Source organism: Acinetobacter ursingii DSM 16037 = CIP 107286, from assembly GCF_000368825.1.
In the GTDB taxonomy this organism is placed as follows: domain Bacteria; phylum Pseudomonadota; class Gammaproteobacteria; order Pseudomonadales; family Moraxellaceae; genus Acinetobacter; species Acinetobacter ursingii.
Map to the genome: position 1 here is coordinate 50,238 of NZ_KB849719.1, position 24,567 is coordinate 74,804.

At 40.5% G+C, this 24,567-nt stretch carries 21 protein-coding genes; 9 read left to right on the plus strand and 12 right to left on the minus strand.

Annotated features, from left to right (window positions below):
- The first annotated feature begins 119 nt into the window (after positions 1-119).
- Together F944_RS15275 and F944_RS15280 are read left to right on the plus strand one after the other, a co-directional pair.
- Entirely contained in the window at positions 120-4,745 is a 4,626-nt protein-coding gene (locus F944_RS15275) for a hybrid sensor histidine kinase/response regulator (protein ID WP_004992478.1), read from the plus strand.
- A complete protein-coding gene (locus F944_RS15280) occupies positions 4,745-5,197 on the plus strand; it encodes a hypothetical protein (protein WP_004992479.1) in 453 nt (150 codons plus the stop codon). The genes F944_RS15275 and F944_RS15280 overlap by 1 nt, the downstream gene beginning before the upstream one ends.
- Positions 5,198-5,331: 134 nt before the next feature.
- On the opposite strand, the gene F944_RS17140 is transcribed toward F944_RS15280, so the two are convergent.
- The 5 genes from F944_RS17140 to F944_RS15300 form a co-directional block, all read right to left on the minus strand.
- On the minus strand, positions 5,332-5,496 hold the full coding sequence (locus F944_RS17140; RefSeq protein ID WP_004992481.1) for a hypothetical protein: 165 nt from the start codon (positions 5,494-5,496) through the stop codon (positions 5,332-5,334).
- A 19-nt stretch (positions 5,497-5,515) separates the two neighbouring features.
- The gene (locus F944_RS15285) at positions 5,516-6,721 is read right to left on the minus strand and encodes an RtcB family protein (RefSeq protein WP_004992482.1); all 1,206 of its coding nucleotides are present in this window, start codon (positions 6,719-6,721) and stop codon (positions 5,516-5,518) included.
- A 304-nt stretch (positions 6,722-7,025) separates the two neighbouring features.
- Positions 7,026-8,486 (minus strand): amino acid permease, encoded by a 1,461-nt coding sequence (locus F944_RS15290; RefSeq protein ID WP_004992483.1) that lies wholly within the window; start codon positions 8,484-8,486, stop codon positions 7,026-7,028.
- Between the two features lie 13 nt (positions 8,487-8,499).
- Positions 8,500-9,519, minus strand: a complete 1,020-nt coding sequence (locus tag F944_RS15295; protein WP_010588607.1) for a class I SAM-dependent methyltransferase — start codon at positions 9,517-9,519, stop codon at positions 8,500-8,502.
- A gap of 65 nt (positions 9,520-9,584) precedes the next feature.
- On the minus strand, positions 9,585-10,988 hold the full coding sequence (locus F944_RS15300; protein ID WP_004992485.1) for a uracil-xanthine permease family protein: 1,404 nt from the start codon (positions 10,986-10,988) through the stop codon (positions 9,585-9,587).
- A 176-nt stretch (positions 10,989-11,164) separates the two neighbouring features.
- Between F944_RS15300 and typA the strand changes: the two genes are divergently transcribed.
- The 3 genes from typA to F944_RS15315 all read left to right on the plus strand — a co-directional run bounded on the left by typA (position 11,165) and on the right by F944_RS15315 (position 14,220).
- Positions 11,165-13,000: a translational GTPase TypA gene (gene typA, locus F944_RS15305; protein WP_004992487.1), complete on the plus strand. Its 1,836-nt coding sequence runs from the start codon at positions 11,165-11,167 to the stop codon at positions 12,998-13,000.
- A gap of 256 nt (positions 13,001-13,256) precedes the next feature.
- Complete coding sequence (mscL, locus tag F944_RS15310) at positions 13,257-13,694, plus strand: large conductance mechanosensitive channel protein MscL (protein WP_004992495.1); 438 nt, start codon at positions 13,257-13,259, stop codon at positions 13,692-13,694.
- A 163-nt stretch (positions 13,695-13,857) separates the two neighbouring features.
- Positions 13,858-14,220 (plus strand): gamma-glutamylcyclotransferase family protein, encoded by a 363-nt coding sequence (locus F944_RS15315; protein WP_004992498.1) that lies wholly within the window; start codon positions 13,858-13,860, stop codon positions 14,218-14,220.
- 38 nt (positions 14,221-14,258) lie between these two features.
- On the opposite strand, the gene F944_RS17195 is transcribed toward F944_RS15315, so the two are convergent.
- Positions 14,259-14,546, minus strand: coding sequence for a peptidylprolyl isomerase (locus tag F944_RS17195; RefSeq protein ID WP_004992500.1), 288 nt, complete (start codon positions 14,544-14,546; stop codon positions 14,259-14,261).
- 33 nt (positions 14,547-14,579) lie between these two features.
- On the minus strand, positions 14,580-15,404 hold the full coding sequence (mutM, locus tag F944_RS15325; RefSeq protein WP_004992502.1) for a bifunctional DNA-formamidopyrimidine glycosylase/DNA-(apurinic or apyrimidinic site) lyase: 825 nt from the start codon (positions 15,402-15,404) through the stop codon (positions 14,580-14,582).
- A gap of 121 nt (positions 15,405-15,525) precedes the next feature.
- Here mutM and F944_RS15330 point away from each other — a divergent pair, with 121 nt between their 5' ends.
- The 4 genes from F944_RS15330 to F944_RS15345 all read left to right on the plus strand — a co-directional run bounded on the left by F944_RS15330 (position 15,526) and on the right by F944_RS15345 (position 20,557).
- A complete protein-coding gene (locus F944_RS15330) occupies positions 15,526-16,092 on the plus strand; it encodes a DNA-3-methyladenine glycosylase (RefSeq protein WP_004992503.1) in 567 nt (188 codons plus the stop codon).
- A 152-nt stretch (positions 16,093-16,244) separates the two neighbouring features.
- On the plus strand, positions 16,245-18,431 hold the full coding sequence (locus F944_RS15335) for a TonB-dependent receptor family protein (protein ID WP_004992504.1): 2,187 nt from the start codon (positions 16,245-16,247) through the stop codon (positions 18,429-18,431).
- A 27-nt stretch (positions 18,432-18,458) separates the two neighbouring features.
- A complete protein-coding gene (locus tag F944_RS15340; RefSeq protein ID WP_004992506.1) occupies positions 18,459-19,574 on the plus strand; it encodes an NADH:flavin oxidoreductase/NADH oxidase in 1,116 nt (371 codons plus the stop codon).
- Between the two features lie 59 nt (positions 19,575-19,633).
- The gene (locus tag F944_RS15345) at positions 19,634-20,557 is read left to right on the plus strand and encodes an AEC family transporter (protein ID WP_004992509.1); all 924 of its coding nucleotides are present in this window, start codon (positions 19,634-19,636) and stop codon (positions 20,555-20,557) included.
- Positions 20,558-20,602: 45 nt separating this feature from the next.
- Here F944_RS15345 and F944_RS15350 read toward each other — a convergent pair whose 3' ends face one another.
- From F944_RS15350 to F944_RS15370, 5 genes are all read right to left on the minus strand, one after another.
- The gene (locus F944_RS15350; protein ID WP_004992511.1) at positions 20,603-21,412 is read right to left on the minus strand and encodes a tetratricopeptide repeat protein; all 810 of its coding nucleotides are present in this window, start codon (positions 21,410-21,412) and stop codon (positions 20,603-20,605) included.
- Between the two features lie 195 nt (positions 21,413-21,607).
- On the minus strand, positions 21,608-22,315 hold the full coding sequence (locus F944_RS15355) for a DsbC family protein (RefSeq protein WP_004992516.1): 708 nt from the start codon (positions 22,313-22,315) through the stop codon (positions 21,608-21,610).
- A 75-nt stretch (positions 22,316-22,390) separates the two neighbouring features.
- Positions 22,391-22,702 carry a low molecular weight protein tyrosine phosphatase family protein gene (locus F944_RS15360; RefSeq protein ID WP_004992517.1) on the minus strand — a complete coding sequence of 104 codons (312 nt, stop codon included), beginning with the start codon at positions 22,700-22,702 and terminating at the stop codon, positions 22,391-22,393.
- A 6-nt stretch (positions 22,703-22,708) separates the two neighbouring features.
- Positions 22,709-23,431 (minus strand): CAF17-like 4Fe-4S cluster assembly/insertion protein YgfZ, encoded by a 723-nt coding sequence (gene ygfZ, locus F944_RS15365; protein WP_004992521.1) that lies wholly within the window; start codon positions 23,429-23,431, stop codon positions 22,709-22,711.
- 636 nt (positions 23,432-24,067) lie between these two features.
- Positions 24,068-24,262, minus strand: a complete 195-nt coding sequence (locus tag F944_RS15370) for a hypothetical protein (protein WP_004992522.1) — start codon at positions 24,260-24,262, stop codon at positions 24,068-24,070.
- Positions 24,263-24,567 lie beyond the last annotated feature (305 nt).

Below are 24,567 nucleotides of genomic sequence, written 5' to 3' on the forward strand. Positions count from 1 at the left end.
GGATGTCCCAAATTAAAAAATGCATCGTCAAGATGGCTTCTTGAGAAGGAAGTCACTTGCGTGATGGTGGTAGATCAAGTTTCACCATCAAGGGTGGATAAACGAAAGAAGCCTTCGTTATGAAAGAAATATTAAAACATCTTGTTGAAAAAATAAGCTTACCTGAAGACAGTTTTCTTGATCAGGATGAAGAAATTCTTGAAATTTTTATTGAAGAATTAGAAGAAATTTTTCAAGAATTGGGTCAACTTATTCCGCAGTGGGTGGCTGATTCTGATGAGCAGCAGGTTTTAGCGGACGTTCGTCGCCATTTTCATACTCTAAAAGGGTCTGGTCGAATGGTGGGGGCGAAATCTTCCAGTGAACTGGCGTGGACAGTTGAAGAAGCACTCAATCGAATTATTGCCAAAACTTTGCCATTAAGTGCAGATTTACAACGTTTTGTGCAAGTGGTATTTAATGTTTATCGTTTTAAATTTTATCATGATTTTAAAAATACCCAGCCACACTCTATCGATATTCGTCCATTGGTTTTGTTGGGACAGCAGTTACAACACCAACAAGACGTCGAGCCTGCTTTAGAAGAATTACTCGATTTAGCTGAACAGTTAAATACAGAATCTGGAATTACAGGGCTCGAAATTCAGCAACAACAGATCATTGAAGCTGAACAGCCAGTTGAAGTAGAGCCTGCTGCCATAGCTGACACCTGTGTGGACGCAGTTGCTTCATCAGATGATAGTCTGATTGAAGAAACCATGGCGATTTTCCTTGAAGAAGCAGAAGAACATCTACAAACAATTGATACTTTTTTACAGCAAGATGAGCCATCAGATCAAAGTTATAATCAATTGATTCGCGCTTTGCATACTTTGCGCGGTAGTTCATCGATGGCGCATATTCAGCAAGTATTTGAAGCCAGCAGCAAGGTAGAAACGCTGTTTAAAACCTTGATGCAAGATGAGCTTGAGTCGACTTCAAATGAAACAGCGCTCTTAACCCACTACGCTGAATTTGTTCGAGATTATCTACATACACTGCACCAAAAGGGCTCTCAACAACAGCTTGACAAAATTGATCAAAAATTTAATCAAGCATGGGAAAACTATGGCTTTAATATCGAAGAAATCGCACATGAAGCACAGCATCCACAAGGTGTTGTCACTTCACTATTGCAATTAGATATTGAAAATCTACTGAATGCAGACTATGAGTTTGAAAAACGCGTCAAACTGGAATTCCCTGTCTATATTCAAGCATTGATTACCGAGGCAAGTTCTTTAATTGAGCATACGCATAATCGAGCAGCTCAAGGCGTTCATGATTATGTCTTGCAATTAAAGCCTGCTTATGAACAATTACTTGAAAAACCTGAATTACTGCATCTGGATTATGCCTTTGATATTTTTGGACAGGCACACCAGCAAGTCATTCATTTATTTGATACCTTGGCAGCAGGGCAGCGAGTAAGCTTGGGACAAGAGCAACTCAATGTGATTCATGAGTTGCAAGACTTTGTTCAACAAGATATTGAAACAGCGATTACGGATAAGAAAGTATCATCTGAGCTAAGTGCTGATAAAGTAAGTGCTGAACCTGAGACTGTTTCCATTGAGCCTGTTGCGGTATCAGAGCCAAATGTTTCAACATTTGATTTATCGTCAATTTCTGCACGTATTCAACAAGATCATCAGCACCTAGATTCAGAGCAAGCCAATCGTAATTTCGATGCAGACCTTCTCGATATCTTTTTAGAAGAAGCTGATGAGCTGTTGGTCGGTATTGACGCAGACTTAAACACTTGGTCGCAGCAACAAAGTAATACGTCTGCCTTGAATAATTTGATGCGCTATTTACACACCTTAAAAGGTGGCGCAAATATGGTTCAGGCAACCCATATGGGACTGATTGCGCATGAGTTAGAAACCATTTATCAACGCTTGATTCATGGGCAAATACATTCTTCTGAAAATATGATACAGATTATTCGTCTGGTACAAGATGATATTGCTGATCGGATTCAAACGTTGCGTGATGAAGCAGTAGATTATCCAGCGACAGAAGTGATTGAGTTGCTTGGAAATATTGAGCAGGTTCTACAAGGGGTACCACAGCAACAGCCTGAGAGTGCAACGCGGACTACTTCTGTTGATAGTACCTTGGCGCAAGTTGTTGCTGAGCCACCAACTGAAGTTGTTGAGCATGAATTAACGGCAGATCATCTTGAATCAGTTGCTCTTGGTGAACCAACATCAGGCGTGGAGTCTGATGCAGTTGTTGCTGAGGAACAATTACAGGATTCGACTTCCGCTGCGAATGATGCGCTAGAAAGTCAAGCATCGATTTCAAATACCAATGTTGATATCGATAATACCAAACCGTATCAAGATACAGATCCTGATGATGTTCAATCTTTGGTGGAAGCGACTTTCTATGAAGAAGCGGCAGAGTTGCTTGATGCTGGACAGCAACTTCTCAATCGCTGGTTTGATGAACGGACTAACCGAAGTATTTTGCTTCAATTGCAACGTACAGTGCATAGCTTAAAAGGTGGTGCACGAATGGCAGAATTAGAGCCTGTTGCAGTAATTGCCTCACATCTTGAAAATGCCTTTGAGCAATTTGCAGTAAAAGCCTTTAGTTCCAATGCTTATGACCATCTCTTGCTGACGGCATTTACATGGTTAAAGGCAGCTATTTTTGAACGTTCATATAATAACTATGATGGTTTAAAGCATACCTTAGAACGTCTTGAATTTGTCGATACCAATGCGCAAATTCCAACTAAACTGGCTCGCGCGGATCTATTCTCGCAAGAACAAGTGATGGAGTTTGTACAGGGAGATGGTACAGAACCGCCATCTATGCTGGGTGAATGGGACAACACCGTACAGGCTGATGATTCAAATGAGATGATCCGTGTTTCTGCGGATCTGATCGAAAAAATGATTAACTTGTCTGGTGAAAATGCCATTAACCGTTCGCGTATCGAAATGGATTTGGGACAGTTAGGCAATACACTGGTCGAAATGGAATTGGCGATTCAACGTTTGGCAGATCAGTTACGCCGAATGGAAGGCGAATTAGAAAGTCAGATTATCGCCAAGCATGGGGCAGAAAACTTACGTTATATCGACTTTGACCCATTAGAAATGGATCAATATTCATCATTGAATCAACTGTCAAAATCACTTGCTGAATCTGCATCGGATTTGGTTGACTTCAAAACCACATTATCCGACAAAATTCGTGATACAGAAGGTTTGTTATTACAACAATCACGTATTCAGGCTGAAATTCAGGAAAGTCTGATGCGTACCCGATTAGTTCCGTTCTCACGACTTTTACCTCGCTTACAGCGTATTGTGCGTCAGACTGCAAGTAGTTTGAACCGTCCAGCTGAATTGGTGGTCAATAATACCGAAGGCGAACTGGATCGAAATATCTTGGAACGCTTGGTCACGCCACTTGAACACATGCTGCGAAATGCAGTCGATCATGGGGTAGAAGATCGTGAAGAGCGTTTAAAACTGGGTAAACCTGAAATAGGGCGTATTGAGCTAAATATTAGCCGCCAAGGAACAGATGTTCTGGTGAGCTTTAGCGATGATGGTAAAGGTATTGATGTTAATAAAATCAAAGCCAAAGCTTTAGAAAATGGTTTGATGACTGAGGATCAAAAACTCGAAGCACAGGAAATTTTGCAGTACATTTTCCATCCTGGGTTTAGTACAGCGACCTCAGTGACCCAAATTTCAGGACGTGGTGTTGGTCTGGATGTGGTGCAAAGTAGTATTAAGGCGCTTGGTGGTCATGTTAGTGTCGATTCAACATTCGGCTCTGGTACCACTTTTACTATTCGTGTACCAACGACTGTGGCAGTGAGTGATGCACTCATGGTGAAAGTCGGTGATCAGCAATTTGCCTTGCCTTTGGCTCAGATTGACCGAATTGTGCGTATTGCGCCTGCAACTCTTGAACGCTATTTCCATGGTCAGGATGATTATTTTAATATCGATAATACTCCATATCGTTTACGTTATCTGGCGGAGTTTGTCAGCAATCAGCCTATTCCAAAATTATCTGGTATTGCACATTCATTACCTGTGTTATTGGTTAAAGGCGCGCATGGTCAGACCATTGCGTTATTGGTCGATCAATTGGTCGGTTCGCGTGCACAAATTGTAGTGAAACCAATCGGACGACAGTTCGCAAGTATTGGCGCTGTTGCTGGGGCGACAATTTTAGGTGATGGTCATGTTTGTCTCATTCTGGATGGACAAAACATTGCACGTCAGATCCAATCGACACAACGTAATAAACAAGTTGTTGAAGGCAGAGAAAAAACACGTCATACCGATGAACGTCGTCTGATCATGATCGTAGATGACTCGGTGACTGTCCGTAAAGTTACTTCGCGGCTACTGGAACGTCAGGGCTTTGATGTGGTGACGGCCAAAGATGGTGTCGACGCCATGGAACAGCTTGAAAATGTCAAACCTGATTTGATGTTGCTGGATATTGAAATGCCTCGCATGGATGGTTTTGAGGTGACTAATCTGGTACGCCATCATGAGTTACATCAGGATATGCCAATTATCATGATCACATCACGTACTGGTGAAAAACATCGTGAACGTGCATTGTCACTTGGCGTAACGCATTACATGGGTAAACCGTTCCAAGAATCAGAATTGCTTGAGAATATTGAAGCATTACTTGAAACAGCTTCAGGGAGTTACTGATGGCGATTGATAAAAAAGTAACCGCGCAGATTGATCAGCAGGAGCTTCAACACTTAATTAGTGTCTCGACTGGATTTATTGATGCTTATATCATTGAATGTCGTGATCAGGTGCCGATGCTATTACCGCAAAACATTGTATTGTCGGCGCTTGATACCAAGGTTGATGCTGAGTCGATAGAATGGCATGATTTGAAATTGCCTATTTATTCAGTTAATCATCCTAATATTACTCAAGGGGTCGCTTTGGTCATAGAAGGGGATGATGTTGCGCAACGTTTTGCCTTAATCTGTGACAGCATGCCGCAGACGATTCGTTTGCGTATTTCAGAAGTGGTCGATGAAGAGGAAACAACATCTGATCCAATGGTATTTAAGCGAGTTAAAATTGCCGATCAGCATTTCCATGTTCCGCATCTGGAAAATATTCAAAAAAGTTTAGGTGTTTTATAAACTTAACCACCTAAAATGGCAAACCCCAGTTGAAATCACTGGGGTTTGTTTTATCGTGGTGACTTAGATTGAAATATTCACAAAAATATCTACAGTTTTTCATGCGCTGCTCCTTATAGATCGCTAGATTAAAATTATTCACACCATCTTTTAGACTTTAGCAATTGTTTGGTTTGCTGACGTTCACGTCGATGTTGTGCTTTGGGTTTTTCAGTTTCATGCATTCCGCCTTTATGTAACAAAGGCGATAAAGCCACCTGATTTCTCACTTTGACTTTGGATCGTTTGCCTAGTTTCATGGTTAAGCTCCGAGTTAAATTATCCTTTAATACAAAGGACTTGTTTAAGCGTATGTACGACTTCTATCAAATCTGACTGCTGAGCCATGACTTGATCAATGTCTTTATACGCTGAGGGAATTTCGTCAATCACACCAGCATCTTTACGGCATTCAATGCCTTGCGTTTGCTGAATCAAGTCTTGTTGATTAAACAGATGCTTGGCTTTGTTACGGCTCATTTTACGTCCTGCACCATGTGAGCAAGAGCAAAAGGAGTCGGGATGACCTTTGCCACGTACAATATAAGAACGCGCACCCATCGAACCTGGAATGATTCCAAGCTCATCTTTACCAGCTCGGATGGCACCCTTTCGTGTAATTAATAAATTTTCGCCATCATGTTGTTCCTGACTGACATAATTATGGTGGCAATTAATCGCTTCTTTGGTCAACTGAAATGAAGGTAATAGTGGGCGAATCGCCTCTAAAATTAACCGCATCATCTCACGACGGTTTTCATAGGCATACGCCTGCGCCCACTCAACCGCTTCAACATAATCGTCAAAGCTTGTCGAGCCTTCGGCAAAGTAGCTCAAGTCTTTGTCAGGAACATGACCAAAGCGGTGTTGGGCTTCTTTTTTTGCCAGTTCGATAAAATAAGTACCAATGACATTGCCTAAACCACGACTCCCTGAATGTAACATGATCCAGACGTCCTGATTTTCATCCAGACAAAGTTCAATAAAGTGGTTGCCGCCACCTAAAGTCCCGAGTTGTTTTTGCCAAGTCATATCAAACTTTCGCAGCATTCGAACCAAACCAGGATGTTTGCTGATAATCGGTTGGAGCCGTTTATCCAGCGGGGTGAGCGTTGAAGCTTTGGCTTTCACTTGTTTGTGTAAATCAAAACCTACAGGAACTTTTCTTTCAATCGCATGACGTAAGCTTGAAAGATTGTCTGGAAGTTGACTGCTTTTAAGGTTTAAACGTATCGCATTCATTCCACAGCCAATATCTACGCCGACCGCAGCGGGTATAATCGCATGTTTGGTCGGAATGACACTGCCAACGGTGGCTCCTTTCCCGACATGCACATCTGGCATGACTGCTATGTGGGAATGAATAAATTGCAATTGCGCCATTTTAGTGAGTTGTTCAATACTGTCTTGATCGATATCGTTCGTAAAGATCTTTACAGGAACCCCATAAGCGGCATCTGCATTTAAAATTTTTTGTATGCTCATAATAAGCTGTCCGTATCATTATTTTAATAGCTGTCCGAACAGGCATAAAAAAACCTAGCGAATGCTAGATCTTGTGCATTCGGACAAGTGATCTTTGACCCTTGTCCGTGAGATGACAACGTGCCAATGATTAGTAATGTTTATCCTGTAAAGCTGGCATGTTGTTACTCCTATAAATTGGCAGTTTTGATGCTGACTGCGCCAATGGTTGAATCTTGGTCGCAATCATAATCCTTTGTTTTGAAAAGTCAAGCTTTTCAAAACTGAAGAAATTGAATGATGCTACTGTAAGCTAAAACACGCATTAATCTTGATCGGGTTGGATATTCATCTCTTGATAAGACACCAATTTGGTTTTATGTTTCCATTTATAACCCAGCCAGATCACCAAAAACAGGGGAATACTGATATAGGTGGAAAGTAAACCCATCCAGTCAATTTTTCCACCTAAAATCGCTTGATAGTTTTGTCCCAAAATAATGATCGAACACAAAATAAAGGCAAACCACGGGGCAAATGGAAAGAATTTGGCTCGATATGCCAGATCTTCAAGTCTATGACCCTGAGCCAGATAGCCTTTACGGAAGCGATAGTGTGAAATCGCAATCCCGAGCCAGACAATAAAGCCACACATGCCTGACATATTGAGCAGCCAGTTAAAAACAGCCTGTTCCCCAATAAAAGTAGTCAGGAAGCACAGTGCAGCAACGGCTGTCGTGGCATAAAGTGCATGCATTGGTACGCCACGTTTATCCAGTTTTGAGAACCATTTGGGCGCACGACCTTCACGTGCCATGTCGAACAGCATACGGGTTGAAGAATACATGCCTGAATTTCCTGCCGATAAAATCGCGGTTAAAATCACGGCATTCATCAAACTTGCAGCAAAGGCAAAACCGACTTTTTCATAGAGCAAAGTAAATGGCGAAAGTGCAATATCACCACTAGAAGCTGCTTGTAACAGGCGCGGATCATCATAGGAAATCAGTGTTCCAATGATAAAAATACACACGATATAAAACAGTAGAATCCGCCAGAAAATCTGCTTAATTGCGAGAGGAATTGTTTTCTTTGGATCCTTAGATTCACCTGCGGCAACGCCGACCATTTCAGTGCCCTGAAAAGAGAACCCTGCGATCATAGCCACACCAATCATGGCTTGTAATCCACCAACAAAAGGCGCGTCTTTATAGGTCCAGTTACCAAAAGTCGCTACTCCCGGTGTCATCATGATTTTGATGATCATGGAGAAACCAATAATGATAAAGGCGACAATCGCAACGACCTTGACCATTGAAAACCAGAATTCACTTTCACCAAAACCTTTGACGGTCATGGCATTGATGGCAAAAATGACGACCAGAAAAATCGCACTCCAGTAAAAGCCGGGTAAATCTGGAAACCAGAATTTCATAATCAACTGAACCGCAACCAGTTCAAAAGCCACGGTAATGGCCCAGTTGTACCAATAGTTCCAGCCCAAAGCAAAGCCAAAGCTATCCTCGACATAGCGACTACCATAGGTAAAAAAAGCGCCTGAAGTGGGATTGTGGGTGGCGAGCTCACCCAAACTGGTCATTAGAAAATAAATCATGACGCCAATCAGTGCATAGGCCAATAATGCGCCACCCGGCCCTGCATTGGCGATGGTTGAACCTGAAGCCAGAAATAAACCAGTACCAATCGAACCGCCAATGGCGATCATATTTAAATGACGAGCACCGAGCTTACGCTGAAACTTTTCAGGTTGAATCTTTTCACTCATGAAAATTCCTTAGTCATTGGGACACATGGGCATAAAGCACTTTGAATCCTTGTTGATCGGCAAGGGTATTGCAGCGACCAAATTGTTGCTCAATCAAAAGTGGATAATTTAAAAAACGATTTGCCACTATCCATAATTCACCATTGACAGTTAAATGTCGTTTGGCTTGTTTGCATAGACCCTCACTTGCAGCATAATCCGTATGAATTCCTTGATGAAAAGGCGGATTGCTGACAATTGCGTCTAGTTCAAGTGGTGCATCATGAATCCCAGTAACGGCTTGAATATGAAGCTGTTCTAAATGAAGTCCATTCCGATGAAATGTCATTTCAGTAGAACGTAGTGCAAATGCATCGACATCCAGCGCATAAATTTCGTTGTTACAATTTAATTTTGCCAGATACGCACTAATGACACCTGCACCACAGCCAAAGTCGGCAAGTTTACCCGATTTTATATTATTTAGATAAGGTAAAAGAATGCCTGTGCCGACATCCAAATGATTTTGGCTAAATACCCCAGGGAGTGCACAAATATGAAGTTGAGTTTGATTGACTTCAATGCTGTAGGTTTTTACCCAATTTTCTAGTGGTTTTAAGGTTTCAGTTTTGTGCAAAATACATTGCCAAAGCTGACAGTGACGTGCGCTATCGAGTTTAAGATTTTTACCTAAGACTTGTAATTGTTTAGCCGCACGTTCTACACCACCTTTTTTTTCACCCACCAAAAAGATGGATTGACCTTGCTTAAGATGACTCGCGACAACATGCAAAATATAGCTGAGTAACTCTTTCGATTTTGGTACAAAGATGATGACTTGATCGATATCTTTCTGTGGAAATTCAACTGAAAAATGCGTAGCAAACTGCTGCTGCTCGAAATATTGATGATCAGCAAAGTTCCATGTCCAGATCGAAATATTTAAATCGTTGGGCAATTCGCGGGCAAGTTCATCCGCAGGTGCATTGATGAGCAATACCTTGCCTGATAAAAACTGTTGTTGGCGCAGTACGACTTCACTACGTGGATCCATCATATTTAACTCTCATGAATAAGAAAGCCCAGTCAAACTGGGCAAATTCTTCTTAATTGCCCGATTTAATCTTGATTTCTCTGATCTTGATCTTCAGGATGTTGATGTTCAGGCAATACGATATTTAAGATTAAAGCAGCAATACCACCTGTGGCGACGCCTGAACTAAAGATATTTTTAAACAGTTCAGGTAAATGCTCAAGGATTTGCGGAACTTGTGCAACACCGAGTCCTAAAGCCAATGAAATCGCAATAATCAACAGTGCACGACGATCCAGATGAATACTGGATAAAATATTAATCCCTGATGCAGCTACAGCGCCAAACATGACCATCACTGCACCGCCTAATACCGCTTGCGGTACCGCTTGAATTACGCCAGAAACCATTGGAAACAATCCAAGTAGGATCAATAAAATCGCAATCCAGATACCGACATAGCGACTGGCCACTCCTGTGAGTTGGATCACACCATTATTCTGTGCAAACACCGAACTTGGAAAAGTATTAAATAAACCTGCAAGTAAAGAGTTTGCACCATTCACCAGTACGCCACCTTTAATCCGTTCCATCCATTTTGGACCATTGACAGGTTCATTGGAGAGTTTACTGGTTGCAGTAATATCACCAATCGCTTCCAAAGACGTCACCAGATAAATAAACGCCATAGGGATGAATAAGCTCCAAGAAAAGCTTAAACCAAAGTGCATTGGCGTTGGAATCTGTATGATAGGTGTTTCGTGTAAACCTGAAAAATCCAGATGTCCCATGAAGCCTGCCAGAACATAACCCACAATCAGCGCAATCAAAATGGCAGAACTTTTAATCCAGATGACCTGAATACGATTGAGTAGGATGATAATCGCAAGCACTGTACAAGACATGATCAAATTATCTTGGCTGGCAAAGGTTTGATTTTGCATGGCCTGATAACCACCGCCCATACTGATGAGACCTTCTTTAATCAAGGTTAAACCAATCATCAGTACTACGATTCCTGTGACCAGTGGCGTGATCAGCTTTTTCACCCACGGCAGAATACGGGATACGCCCATTTCAATGAATGATCCTGCAATCACCACCCCAAAAATTGCTGCCATCACTTGATTGACAGGCGTTCCTGCGGCGACCATTGCACTACCAATACCAATAATCGGGCCAATAAAGTTAAAACTTGTCCCTTGGACGATCAGCAAGCCAGCACCAAAAGGTCCGACCTTCTTGCATTGTAAAAAAGTCGCAATCCCTGAAATGACCAATGACATGGACAAAATCATGTTGGTTTCTTCGTGGGAAACCCCCAGTGCCAGACAAATCAAAAGTCCTGGCGTAACAATAGGTACAATAATTGCTAAAAGATGTTGTAGTGCAGCAAGAAATGCAACAAAAGGGGCAGGACGGTCATTTAACCCATAAATCAGATCAAGTTTTTCACCTGATTTTGGCGCAGCGTCTTGTAAATCAGACATGAGAGATTAAATCTTAAGCTTCAAAGTGGCGCTATTCTAATCGAGATAATTGCCTTTACCCAAGAAAAAACGACGAAGACATGAAAAAAACACGGGCATGTCAATAAACTGTCACTACTTTTATGTAGGATTTTTCTGTATAATTTGCCCTCAAGTTTTAGGCTTATCGAATTTTCATGTCAGATATCAAAAATCTCCGCAATATTGCAATTATTGCACACGTCGACCATGGTAAAACCACGCTTGTCGATAAACTTCTACAACAATCAGGTGCTTTGGGTGATCGTGCAGGCGAGATTGAGCGTGTCATGGACTCGAATGCGCTTGAAAGCGAACGTGGTATTACTATTCTTGCAAAGAATACTTCGATCACTTGGTTAGATAAACGTACTGATATTACTTACCGTATCAATATCGTAGATACCCCGGGACACGCCGACTTTGGTGGTGAAGTAGAACGTGTATTGTCTATGGTGGACTGCGTATTACTATTGGTTGATGCTCAAGAAGGCCCAATGCCGCAAACTCGTTTCGTAACGCAAAAAGCGTTTGCGCGTGGTTTGAAGCCAATCGTGATCATTAACAAAGTCGACAAGCCAAGCGCACGTCCAGACTGGGTGATCGATCAAGTATTTGATTTATTTGATAACTTGGGTGCAACTGACGAACAGTTAGATTTCCCAATCGTTTATGCTTCAGGTTTACGTGGTGTTGCAGGTCCAGCGCCAGAAGAATTGGCTGAAGACATGACTCCGTTGTTTGAAACGATTGTTGATATCGTTGAGCCACCAGCAGTTGATGCTGATGGTCCTTTCCAGATGCAAATTTCATCGCTTGACTATAACAGCTTCGTTGGCGTGATCGGTGTTGGTCGTATTCAACGTGGTTCAGTTAAAACCAATACTCCTGTGACTGTGATTGATAAAGAAGGTAAGACACGTAATGGTCGTATCTTAAAAATCATGGGTTACCACGGTTTAGAGCGTATTGATGTTGAAGAAGCATCTGCAGGCGACATCGTATGTATTACAGGTATCGATGCATTAAACATTTCTGACACTATTTGTGATCCGAAAAATGTTGAAGCATTACCTCCATTATCTGTAGATGAACCAACGGTATCGATGACATTCCAAGTCAACAACTCACCGTTTGCAGGTAAAGAAGGTAAATTTGTCACTTCACGTAATATCCGTGAACGTCTTGATCGCGAATTGATCCATAACGTAGCACTTCGTGTAGAAGATACAGACAGTCCAGACCGTTTCAAAGTTTCTGGCCGTGGTGAACTTCACCTTTCTGTTTTGATTGAAAACATGCGTCGTGAAGGCTTTGAAATGGGCGTTTCACGTCCACAAGTGATCATCAAAGAAGTGGATGGTGAAAAACAAGAGCCATACGAAAACGTGACTTTTGATGTTGAAGAACAACATCAAGGTGCGGTGATGGAACAAATGGGTCACCGTAAAGGTGAAATGACCAATATGGAAGTCGACGGTAAAGGCCGTATCCGTATTGAAGCGACTGTTCCTTCACGTGGTCTGATTGGTTTCCGTTCAGAATTCTTAACCATGACTTCTGGTACAGGGATTATGACTTCAAGCTTTTCGCATTATGGCCCTGTGAAACAAGGTACTGTGGCGAAACGTCAAAACGGTGTATTGATCTCAATGGTTCAAGGGACTTGCTTGGGCTATGCATTGTTCAGCTTGCAAGACCGTGGTCGTTTGTTTGCTAAACCACAGTTAGAAGTGTATGAAGGGATGATCGTTGGCATCAACTCACGTTCAGACGACATGGTGGTTAACCCAACTAAAGCAAAACAGCTCACCAACGTTCGTGCCTCTGGTACTGACGATGCGTTAACTTTAACTCCTGCAATTGAATACACGCTTGAACAAGCACTTGAATTCATTGAAGATGATGAGTTAGTTGAAGTAACACCTAAGTCAATTCGTATCCGTAAGCGTTATTTGACTGAAAATGAACGTAAACGTAACCGCGATAAATAATTTGATTTTGATCTAAGATCAGTAAGTAAACCGCTAAATTCGTTTAGCGGTTTTTTATTAGATGATCTTTATCGCTGTAGACCTTTAAGTTCATATTTTTATTCATATAAAATGTTGTTAAAGTGTGAAATAGCTTTCTTTTTTTGAGAAAAATATTAAATTAGCAAACATGAGCCGATCATCCATTAACACTATTGTTAAGCCGTGATTAGAACAAAAACAAGGGAATAGCGGTTCCCGAGTGGAGAAAATTGAGATGAGTATTATTCAAGAATTTAAAGAATTTGCTGTTAAAGGCAATATGATTGATTTGGCTGTCGGTGTCATCATCGGTGGTGCTTTCGGTAAAATTGTAGATTCATTGGTCAAAGACATTATTATGCCGTTGATTACTGTGATTACAGGTGGTGGTGTTGATTTTTCGCAAAAGTATATTGTACTTGGTGCCAATCCGAATAATTTACAATCATTGGATGCTCTGCAAAAAGCAGGCGTAAACGTATTGACTTATGGTAACTTCCTGACCATTTTAATTAACTTCCTGATTTTGGCATGGGTCGTGTTTCTAATGGTGAAATTGATTAATCGTATGCGTCGTAAGGATGAAGCGGAAGCACCAGCACCAGAAACTCCTGAAGAAATTCAATTGCTTCGTGAAATTCGCGATGAACTAAAGCAACATCCACAATCATAATATTGTAGGCTTTCTCAAAACGGCATTTTTAAATGCCGTTTTTTTATGCATTTTGATTGATATTTCTCATCTGAATTTGACACTTAAGCGACTTGAGGTTTTTGTCAGAGTCCTTAAAATATGGCGACTGAAAATACCTGCCAATCATAGGATTTACTCAAACATGAACCGACTTTTTGCTTATGGAACTTTATGTCCAGATCGTGAAAACGCACATATTCTGGGAAATATTGGCGGAGAATGGCAAAAGGCTTCAGTGAATGGCGTGGTGCATACTTTAGACTGGGGACCCGATCAGGGTTTGCCTGCCTTGGTATTGGATGAAAATGCACCTAAAGTGTCTGGTTTAGTGTTTAGTACCGATAAACTGGCTGAACATTGGCCCATGCTTGATGAGTTTGAAGGTTTTCAATATCAGCGAGTTAAGGTGATGGTGGAATTTGAAACAGGTGAAATGATCGAAAGTTGGACTTATCAAATGAATCCTCATGCAAAGACAATGCAACTAGAAAGTGAAAGGACTTAAGTTTTTAAGACTTGCGTCCTTTTATTCACGACCGCAATTTATGCAAATTCAGTTCTAAATTTGACTTCAAGCAAATGAAAACCAAACTGGCTTTTGATTGGACCGTGTAAAATTCGTTCAGCCGCAGTAAATACGAGTTTATCAATAACGGGAACAAGTTGACCTTTTTTCACTTCGCCAAGTTCACCGCCACGTTTGGCAGAATTACAGGTGGAATATTGTTTGGCGATTTTTGAAAAATCAGCGCCCGACAAAATTTTCTTTTTAAGTTGTTCCGCAAGATCTTTGTCTTTAACTAGAATATGACGAACAATGGCAGTTTGCATGGGCAAGCCTCCTGAATCTGTTGAGGACAAATATTAAACTTTGATACGTTTTAAAGGTTGGCATTGGGGACAAAATACACTGGCACGTTGTCCGAGTTTAAGATTTTCCAGTGGCGTTTCACACTGAACACACATTTCACCTGCACGACCATAAGCCAGTAAAGTTTGTTGAAAATAGCCATTTTCACCGACAGCATTGGTGAAATCCCGCAAGGTTGATCCCCCTAAATCAATCGCAGATTTCAAAATACGTTTGATTTCATCCACAAGTTGAACAATCTGCTTTTTACTTAAACTAGAGGCTGGCTGTGCAGGGTGAATGCCTAAGTTAAACAGACTTTCAGTGGCGTAAATATTACCTACGCCGACCACTACGTGATTATCCATCATTGCAATTTTTATGCCGACTTGTTTGTTTTTAAGCTTTTGATAAAGATAATCTGCATTAAACTCGTCACCGAGCGGCTCTGGGCCAAGTGGATTCAGTAGTTTGTTTTGAGATTCTTCATTGAGCCATAAAATACAGCCAAAACGACGCGGATCGTGATAACGTAACTGGGTACCATCTTCAAAACCAATCATCAAATGATCATGTTTACGTAACTCATCCTGAGCTGTAGCCAGACGAAAACTGCCCGACATGCCTAAATGCCACAGCATTTGATCTTGTTCAAATTCAGCCAGAATATATTTAGAGCGTCTTTGTAAACCAATTAAACGCTGTCCATTCAGGCGAGAAATATCCTCTGGAATTGGCCAACGTAATCTGGACTCTCTGACTTCAACGATTTGGACGCGCTGTTGCAGTAAAGGCAATAAACTGGTTTTAGTGGTTTCAACTTCAGGTAATTCTGGCATTGACAGCTCGATAAAATCATGACGATGTTAATATGGGGGTAATCAGCACAATGACAAATTTAAGAAGGCACTTTATCTGTCAATATCGTGTCATTTCCCTTTCTTTACTTATGGTAGCGTGATGTCAGAAATTTTACCATTCACATGGTTTCAACGTGATACATCGACAGTGGCCGAGCAATTGATCGGCTGTCAGCTTTGTGTACGTCAGGACAATGGTGAAATTCTACGTTGTACCATCAGTGAAACAGAAGCGTATTTGGGAATTCGCGATAAAGCCAGTCATAACTACGATGGACGACGTACTGCCCGAACCGAGGTGATGTATAGCGCTGGCGGGCATATTTATGTTTATCTGATTTATGGGATGTATCACATGCTGAATTTGATCACGCAGACAGAACATGAACCTGAAGGCGTGATGCTCAGAGCCGCTTTTTTTGAAGATTCAGTTTCTAAACCTGACTTTAAGCGCTTGTCAGGCCCTGGAAAATTGACCAAACAATTAGGTATTACAGAGCGATTTAAAGGCAAAATGTTGGGGGTAGAAACTGGTTTGTGGATTGAAAATAAAAAAATTCAGCCAGAGATTGTACGGAAAAAAAGAATCGGGGTTGATTATGCTGAGGAAGCAAAAGACTGGCTAGAACGCTATTGCTGGAAAGATCATCCAAGTTTAAGCCGTTAAACCTACAAAGTACTCCAAGAAATAACCAAACTAATATACTGAAAATTGGAATGATTGGCTAAAATCGTTTTTTGTCGATATGTTAAAATTTACAAACTAAATGATATAACAAATATTTTTTGGGCTAATTGTTGATATTAAAGGATAACTGAATGCGCTTCATGCAATTCAATACATTATATTCTTCCATGTTTTTACTTTCTGGGTTCAGTATGAGTGGTGCTGCTTGGGCAGAAGTGCCAGAACCAGTTGCATTGCCGACCATTAAAGTAGAAGCAACTCGTACAGACACTACTTATTTGCAAACTCCTGCTTCGGTTTTTCGCATTGATGCACCCAAGCAGGATCAAAGTTCACAGGTTAATTTGACAGAAGTGGTCAAAGGCATTCCAAGCTTGCAACTGCATAATCGTGAGAATTATGCACAGGATTTACAACTTTCCATGCGTGGTTTTGGTGCGCGTTCAACTTTTGGTGTGCGTGGTATTCGTTTATATGTGGACGGTATTCCTGCCACGATGCCAGATGGTCAGGGGCAAACGTCCAATATCGATTTGAGCAGTTTGGATCATATTGAGGTTTTAACAGGGCCTTTTTCGTCAATATATGGTAATTCATCGGGCGGTACTTTGTTGACCACCACTAAAGAAGGTCAAGGCAAAGATTCTGTTGAACTGAGTTATTCGGGGGGAAGTCATGATAAAAATCGTGCAGGAATTGTGTTGCAGGGCGGTGCAAAACAAGCCAATCAACCGAGCTATGTGATTAGTTCATCATACTTCGATACCGATGGTTATCGTGATCATAGCGCTGCCAATAAGGTTTTGAATAATGCCAAACTCACGTGGAATCTTGAAGATGGGTCTAAAATTAACTGGATTACCAATTATTTAAAAATTAATGCTGATGACCCGCAAGGACTGACACGTGACCAATGGAAAGCCAATCCAAAACAAGTCAATGATGCCAATAATAGCTACGATGTGCGTAAAGACATTGAACAGACGCAAACAGGATTGACTTGGTTAAAGCCATTAAATGATAAAAACGAATTGTATGCGATGGCTTACTTTGGTCATCGTGAGGTGACACAGTATCAATCTATTCCAATGTGTGCTGAAAATAAGGATACAAAAAAATGTATTCCCAACACGTCTCAGCTAAATCCACGTCATGCAGGTGGTGTGATTGATTTTGAACGGAATTATTATGGCGCAGATCTACGCTGGACTGGCAAAGAACTTCTTCCCAATATCACCGTGAGTGCAGGAGTGGCCTTAGATGCGATGGATGAGGATCGTCAAGGTTATGAAAATTTTACCTTAATCAACAATCAGCCGAGTTATGGGGTTAAAGGTACTTTGCGCCGTGATGAAGACAATACTTTGTGGAATATTGATCCTTATTTACAAGCCTCATGGCAGTTTTTACCGACTTGGCGTTTAGATACAGGCGTGCGTTATAGCAATGTTCATTATAAATCAGATGATAATTACATCACTGCAAGCAATCCAGATGACAGTGGCAAGACTGATTATTCCAAAGTTTTACCTTCGGCCGCTTTAAGCTGGCAAATCATGCCTGAACTTTTGGCTTATGTGAGTTACGCCAAAGGCTTTGAAACACCAACCTTTACCGAAATGGCCTATAACACGGATGCAAGCATTTCAGGTTTTAACTTTGATCTAAAACCATCCAATAGTGATACCTACGAGGCAGGCTTAAAGTCACAAAATCTGCTAGGTGATTTTACTTTGGCTGTTTTTCAGACCAAAACCAAAGATGACATTGTTTCAGCGGGTAGTGTTGATGGACGTTCTACTTTTCGTAATGCAGATCAGACCTTACGTGAAGGTGTTGAATTTTCATGGAATAAACAGCTTTGGCGTGATCTGATTGCGACTGCAAGTTATGCCTATCTGGATGCAAAATTTGATAGTAATACCGCAGCAATCTATGACAAAAATGGCAAAGTTGTAGCGAAAGCGATTGATAAAGATGCTTACATTCCAGGGATTGCCAAAAATCAGGCCTATCTCGCATTGTCTTGGAAACCACAAACTGGTTTTTATGGCGGGGTCGATGCCCAATATAACGATAAAATTTACGTCGATGATCAAAATACAGATGCAGCACCAAGTTATACCGTTGTAGCCGCTTATGCAGGTTATGCATGGCAGTTACAGGACTGGAAAGTCAATATTTTCAGCCGTGTAGATAACTTGCTAGATAAAGACTACGTCGGTTCAGTGATTGTCAATGACGGTAATTCACGCTTTTTTGAACCTGCCGATGGACGTAACTGGAGTGCGGGCTTAAGAGTCAGCAAACAATTTTAATGAAAATTAAGAGAGAAGAGGTGACACGTGGCAAAGTTATTTGAAAGCTTGCAATTAGGTTCATTGAACCTGCGTAATAAGATCATCATTGCACCGATGTGCCAATATTCTGCAACGGATGATGGTGAAATTACCTATTGGCATGAACAGCAATGGGCCAATTATGCGCTGTCTGGTGTAGGCCTATGTATTATTGAAGCCTCTGCGGTTCAAGCCCAAGGACGTATCAGTTATGCTGATGTTGGTCTTTGGAATGACACTCAACGAGATAAAATCAAAGCGCTTTTGGATAATATTCAGCAACTTTCGCCAATGCCATTTGCGATACAGCTTGCTCATGCGGGTCGTAAAGCATCCACAGATAAACCATGGTTAGGTAAAGGACAAATCGCTCCAGATCATGTACATAGCTGGCAAACGGTGGCACCAAGTGAAATTGCGTTTGGTGCTCATGACATGCTCCCGCATTCATTAAGTATTGATGAGATCAAACAGATTCAGGCAGACTTTGCTGCTGCGGCAGTTCGTGCTGTGGACGCTGGTTTTCAACTCATCGAAGTTCATGCGGCACATGGTTATTTGTTACATCAGTTTTTATCGCCGTTGTCGAATCAGCGTACGGATGAATATGGCGGTTCATTTGAAAATCGTATTCGGATGACTTTAGAAGTGCTGCAAGCGATTAAAACTGCTGTGCCTCAAAACTTTCCAGTTGGTGTGCGTATTTCTGCAACAGACTGGATGCAGCCAACAGCAAGTTGGGATATCGAGTCGAGTATTGGATTATCGTTGGCATTGCAGCAATTAGGCGCAGCTTATATCCACGTGTCTAGTGGCGGTTTGCATGAGCTTCAGGACATTAAAATTGGTGCGAATTATCAGGTACCTTTTGCCGAGCAGATTAAATCCAAAGTTTCAATTCCTGTAATTGCAGTGGGTTTGATCACAGAGCCAGAACAAGCTGAAGCCATTTTACAAAACGATCAGGCTGATGCGATTGCATTGGCAAGAGCTATTCAGTACGATCCACGCTGGCCTTGGCATGCAGCCGCTGCATTAGGTGCTGAAATTGAGATTTCACCACAATATTTGCGTTGCCAACCGCATGGCTTAAAGCAATTATTTAAACCATTTAACCATTAATTTTTTTAGCAAAAGGCGCACTTGGTTGCGTCTTTTTATTTTGATAAAAGGATGCCAATGTGGTTGTACAGGTCATCGTACCAATTTTTCTATTATTGTTGGCAGGTTACTTGAGTGTTTCAATTCGACTGATTACACCTGATCAGATCAAGGCATTGAGTGCTTTTATTATCAAAATAGCCTTACCCGCATTTTTACTGTATGCCTTATCTAATAAAAGTTTAAATGATATTTGGCATCCGTCTTATTTTATCGCCTATGGTGGCGGTTCTTTAATTATCTTTGCATTGGCGTTTTATTGTTATCGTTATTGCTTTTCATATAGTCTGACTCCAACGGCTGTTCTGGCAATGGGCGCTTCTATGTCCAATACGGGCTTTATTGGAACGGCGGTATTAAGTTTACTGATGGGATCACATGCTGCGATTTATATTTCATTGACATTGATTCTGGAAAATTTATTGATCTTGGCTTTGGTTCTGGCATTAGCAGAAGCAGGGCAGCAAGAACAACAAAAAGTATGGGCGCTATTGCAAAAAACCGCACAAAATTTGCTAAAAAATCCTGTGATTATTGCCATTATTTTGGGGATGAGTTGTATCTTGTTAGATATCCGCTTGCCTACTTTAGTCGATCAATCTTTAGCTTTGTTAGGGAAAACGGCATCGCCTTTAGCATTATTTGTGATTGGTGGAAGTTTGGTTGGAATGGGTATGAGTGCTTTGAATCTGCAAAGTGGCTTGTTAGTGGCTTTTAAAGTTATCCTGATGCCTTTAATGATCTATTGCTTACTGCGGATGTTGCCAGATGTGAGCCAAGAAATGTTATATGCGGGAACCATTTTAGCTGCATTACCAATGCCGATTGCCTTTGGAATTTTTGGGCAGGCTTATGGTTTAAATGAACGTGCTTTAACCCCTTTGATGTTAAGTACGATTTTAGGCTTTGTTGGGATTAGCAGCTTGATCATGTTGTGGTGGTAAATCATTTTGCCTCGATGATAGAGGCAAAATGATTTGTTGTTTCACTTAACTTTTTGCTTTGGTGGCAGGTGCTTTCGCTTTTTCCGCAATCAGCTTATCTACCGTAGCCAGTGATTCTTTGGCTTGAGGAACATTATCCTGAGCTAGAGCAGCAAAAATTTTGCGTGCTTCTGGCAAATTTTGCGGCACAATATTGCCGTTAGTCATCAAGTTTCCAACGGCCATCAGCGCAGGAATATAGCCTTTCTTGGCTAGACTTTCGATACTGGCTAAACCCACTTTAACTGCGGCCTCATTCTTGGTCTTAAAACCATTACTGATGTCATATATCGCTTTTAAGTGTATGGCACGATAATTATTTTTATTGATTAATGGCTGAAGCTTTTGTAGTGCCAGTTTATTCGAAGCATCTTTATTTTCAGCAAATAATAATACGGCAAGTTCTACGGTTGCTTCATCCAAACCTGCATTCGAGGCTTTTTCCAGATATTCACGCCCCTTTTTCTCATCCTTCGTGACACCTAACTCACCCGCCATATAAATTTGAGCAAGGCGATATGTCGCGACTGGATAACCTTTATTGGAGGCTTCCTGATAAGCAGCAAGCGCTTTTTTTGAATCCTGAGCAGTACCTTGTCCCAATTCACTCATAAATCCCTGATTGTAAATCGCTTGCGCATTGCCTGTTTTGGCTAAACGATCCATTTCCTGATAAGCCGCATTATAATTTTTGTCTTTATATAACTGTTCAGCTTTGGCAAAAGGGTTATTGGCTGTACTGGTTTGAGGGGCTGTTTCTGCTGCAAAGGTGGTTGAAGATAAAGCAATAAGACCGACGAGAAGAAGTTTTTTCATTTTAAAAATCCTGTTGTCATACTTACATCATTCCATTGATGCACAATATGGGTATTACATTGTGAATCATCATCATAAAAGTTTTGCGTGGAATGTAAATATAAAAATTGAGAATGAATGTGTCATTTTTTACAGTCGATTGCTTAATCATAGATTAAATTTGGGAAGATCAAAGATTTTAAACTTCCCTAAAATTTATTTGGTTTTATCTAAAAGCTGATTTAATTCATCGGCCTCCACCGCACCTGTAATTCTGTTGCCATTTTTGAGGAACATGGTGGGAGTTCCGCTAATTTTTAAGCGTTTACCGAGTTCCAGATTTTTCTGAATTGGTGTTTGGCAACTTGCAGATTTTGTCGGCTGTTTTTTATTTAAGAGATAATCTTCCCAAGCAGCATATTGGTCTTTGGCACACCAGATTTGCGTGGCCATATTTTCTGCATTCGGATGTAAACCTTTGAGTGGATATAAAAACAAATAAATCGTGACATTATCGACCGATGCCATTTGCTTTTCTAAACGTTGGCAATAAGGACAATCAGGGTCGCTAAAGAGGTATAGAACACGTTGACCATTGCCTTTGACATGTTTAATGGCTTGATCGAGAGGTAGTGTGGAAACATCAATTTTTTCAAGTTTTTGTAAACTATCTTCGGTTAAATTCTTTTGGTTTTTATTGTCAATGAGATTGCCAATAAAAAAGTAATTGGCATCATCATCGGTATAGACAATTTGCCCGCCCATATAGACTTCATAAATGTCTTTTAAAGGCGTGGTTTGTACCGATTGCACTGGAATATCTGGAAAATTCTTCTTTAAATTTTGTTGCACAGTGGCAATATTGGCATGGCTGAGGGAGATACTAAATAAGCTTAGCGTCAATGCGCTGAATAAAAATTTCATGTTGCATTCCACAATAAAAAGCCATTTGATCATGCCAAAAAATGATGAAAAACAATAGTGAAGAAATGTGTTTAGTTATAAATAAGGCTGCATGGCTTGGCTTAACAATTCAACCAAGTCTGGATGCATAAAATGATATTCATCTGGGATTTCTAAGACGGTAATTTTTTTATTTCTCAGATTCTTATTGAATTGTTCAACCAATCTTTGTTTATGGTGATATTCCATCACAAAAATATGATCTGCCCATACGATATCTCGTGCTGAAACCACCCGTTTGGCTTGCTTACTCGTTCCAGCAGAACGCGTATTCATGTGTTTTGAAAATACACGTTCTGCTGTTGGGCTACGCCATTGATTTCTACTACAAATAAATAGAGCATTCATCGCAAGTTATTGCGGTCTTGCCACATCACCACTTAAATATTCGGGTAAATCCAAAATGGTTAAGCTCAATTCTTCAAGCGCAGCAGGTTTGGCTACGACCAAGGCTTTATAACCACCTTCAACCGCAATACTATTGACCACTTCAACGTCGTTACTTAATTTTGTTGCGGGTGCAGGCACTTCACCATTGCCAAGTACCAAATGTAACCAATGTTTTGGTTTAGCTTTAAACCACAATCGCGCGATAATTTCCTGACCTAGATAGCACCCTTTATCGTAATGAACGCCTTCACGTTGATGTAAGCGTAATTCCTGCGGCTGAAACTCATGCTCAGTGCTTTGAGCAATCCATGCCTGACCGGCTTCGATGGCATGTAATTGCCAAGCGGTAATATCTGATTCTGTACTTGAAAATTCACTGCTTTTCTCAACCAGTGATGGAAATACAGGACCCGTATCCTCTAGTTTCATTTTAGAAAAAGCGCCGTATTTACGAATATGTTTGGCAAATTCCTCGCTCTGATCCTGCGTGGTGACAATTTGAAAGCTTTCGGAAGACTGTTTGTTTAACCATAAGCCAAAATGGATGCGACCTTTTAAATCACAAATTGCAGTATAACGGGTCGTATTTTCAGATAAAGCTTCGACATTAATCGTAACTTGACCCTGCAAAAATTTTTGTGCATCAACACCATGTAGTGAAAATGAAGCGAAAGCTAAATTGCTCATAAGCGAATCTTCAACCCATCATTTATTCCCAAAAGTGGGGTCTATTTTGCGCCATTTCTTAAAAAAAATCAGCTTTATTACATTAAGCCTGAAGCATTTGATCAAGGCAAAGTTGATACCCTGCATAAGTTTGCTCAAACGATTATTCCACCTTAGATAAAACCTAATAAATGATTAATAGTATAAAGAGCCAGATGTAAAATTAAAAAATTTCGCTATTGAGGAGAAAGGAGATGTTAAAAATCTGAAAGTGGAAATATAAAGAGAATTTTTTCTAAGAAAATTAATTAATTTGCAATAAATTTTCAATTACGTTTAATAAAGCTAGAAATTCGGAAAACAATCTCTCCGGATTCTCTCTAGACTATTTAGCAAGGTTAGGAACAAAAGTTCCACAGGGGATCGAAAAGAGTAGCATGCACCGAAATGTATCACGTAAGTGTGTACTCACCCAAAAGGTCTCGATTCGGCTTAGGACGCTATAGACCAAAAGTTTATAGGCAAAGGTTATGACTTACAAAGTCATGAGTGTTGAAGTAAACCATCCGTGTTTTCCCTTTAACCCAAAAATTACATCTCCGTGATCTTAGATCAGTCAATACAGCACCAAACATCAAAACGATATAAAGAACACCATTATAATGGGTGCCAAGTTTTGCCTTCCTGATCTAAAGCAATCGTAAACGAAAAGCCTTCATCATCAGAAACCAATAAAGAGGTTGGTGTTGGCATCATGACTTTAAGCACGGTTCCTTTTTCGAAAACTTTAGGTGTAAAATTTTCTTTATGTAAAGTAATCGTTTCGATAAGTTCGATAGCTTTTAGATCCATAAAAATTTACTCCCGTTTGAAGTGCATATATTTTATATATTGTATATCAAACTTAGTCCATTTATGAGACATATCTGACAAACAAAACGCCTATCAAAAATTCTATTTAAAATTTATATCTATATTTTTTAAATAGATATGATGTTGTCGGGTTGATTTTAATAAACTTGGATCAGATATGTTTATTTTGCTCACTGGTGAAAATGACATAGTTAATACGTTCGCTTTCACGCAATGAATCTCTTGAAATTACCTATTTCTTTATATCTTTAAGTCAATTTAAATCATCTATTAAAGTAACTTTA

Coding starts and splice junctions, on each gene's coding strand:
- F944_RS15275 (WP_004992478.1), top strand. CDS start 120: ATGAAAGAAATATTAAAACATCTTGTTGAAAAAATAAGCTTACCTGAA.
- F944_RS15280 (WP_004992479.1), top strand. CDS start 4,745: ATGGCGATTGATAAAAAAGTAACCGCGCAGATTGATCAGCAGGAGCTT.
- F944_RS17140 (WP_004992481.1), bottom strand. CDS start 5,496: ATGAAACTAGGCAAACGATCCAAAGTCAAAGTGAGAAATCAGGTGGCT.
- F944_RS15285 (WP_004992482.1), bottom strand. CDS start 6,721: ATGAGCATACAAAAAATTTTAAATGCAGATGCCGCTTATGGGGTTCCT.
- F944_RS15290 (WP_004992483.1), bottom strand. CDS start 8,486: ATGAGTGAAAAGATTCAACCTGAAAAGTTTCAGCGTAAGCTCGGTGCT.
- F944_RS15295 (WP_010588607.1), bottom strand. CDS start 9,519: ATGGATCCACGTAGTGAAGTCGTACTGCGCCAACAACAGTTTTTATCA.
- F944_RS15300 (WP_004992485.1), bottom strand. CDS start 10,988: ATGTCTGATTTACAAGACGCTGCGCCAAAATCAGGTGAAAAACTTGAT.
- typA (WP_004992487.1), top strand. CDS start 11,165: ATGTCAGATATCAAAAATCTCCGCAATATTGCAATTATTGCACACGTC.
- mscL (WP_004992495.1), top strand. CDS start 13,257: ATGAGTATTATTCAAGAATTTAAAGAATTTGCTGTTAAAGGCAATATG.
- F944_RS15315 (WP_004992498.1), top strand. CDS start 13,858: ATGAACCGACTTTTTGCTTATGGAACTTTATGTCCAGATCGTGAAAAC.
- F944_RS17195 (WP_004992500.1), bottom strand. CDS start 14,546: ATGCAAACTGCCATTGTTCGTCATATTCTAGTTAAAGACAAAGATCTT.
- mutM (WP_004992502.1), bottom strand. CDS start 15,404: ATGCCAGAATTACCTGAAGTTGAAACCACTAAAACCAGTTTATTGCCT.
- F944_RS15330 (WP_004992503.1), top strand. CDS start 15,526: ATGTCAGAAATTTTACCATTCACATGGTTTCAACGTGATACATCGACA.
- F944_RS15335 (WP_004992504.1), top strand. CDS start 16,245: ATGCGCTTCATGCAATTCAATACATTATATTCTTCCATGTTTTTACTT.
- F944_RS15350 (WP_004992511.1), bottom strand. CDS start 21,412: ATGAAAAAACTTCTTCTCGTCGGTCTTATTGCTTTATCTTCAACCACC.
- F944_RS15355 (WP_004992516.1), bottom strand. CDS start 22,315: ATGAAATTTTTATTCAGCGCATTGACGCTAAGCTTATTTAGTATCTCC.
- F944_RS15360 (WP_004992517.1), bottom strand. CDS start 22,702: ATGAATGCTCTATTTATTTGTAGTAGAAATCAATGGCGTAGCCCAACA.
- ygfZ (WP_004992521.1), bottom strand. CDS start 23,431: ATGAGCAATTTAGCTTTCGCTTCATTTTCACTACATGGTGTTGATGCA.
- F944_RS15370 (WP_004992522.1), bottom strand. CDS start 24,262: ATGGATCTAAAAGCTATCGAACTTATCGAAACGATTACTTTACATAAA.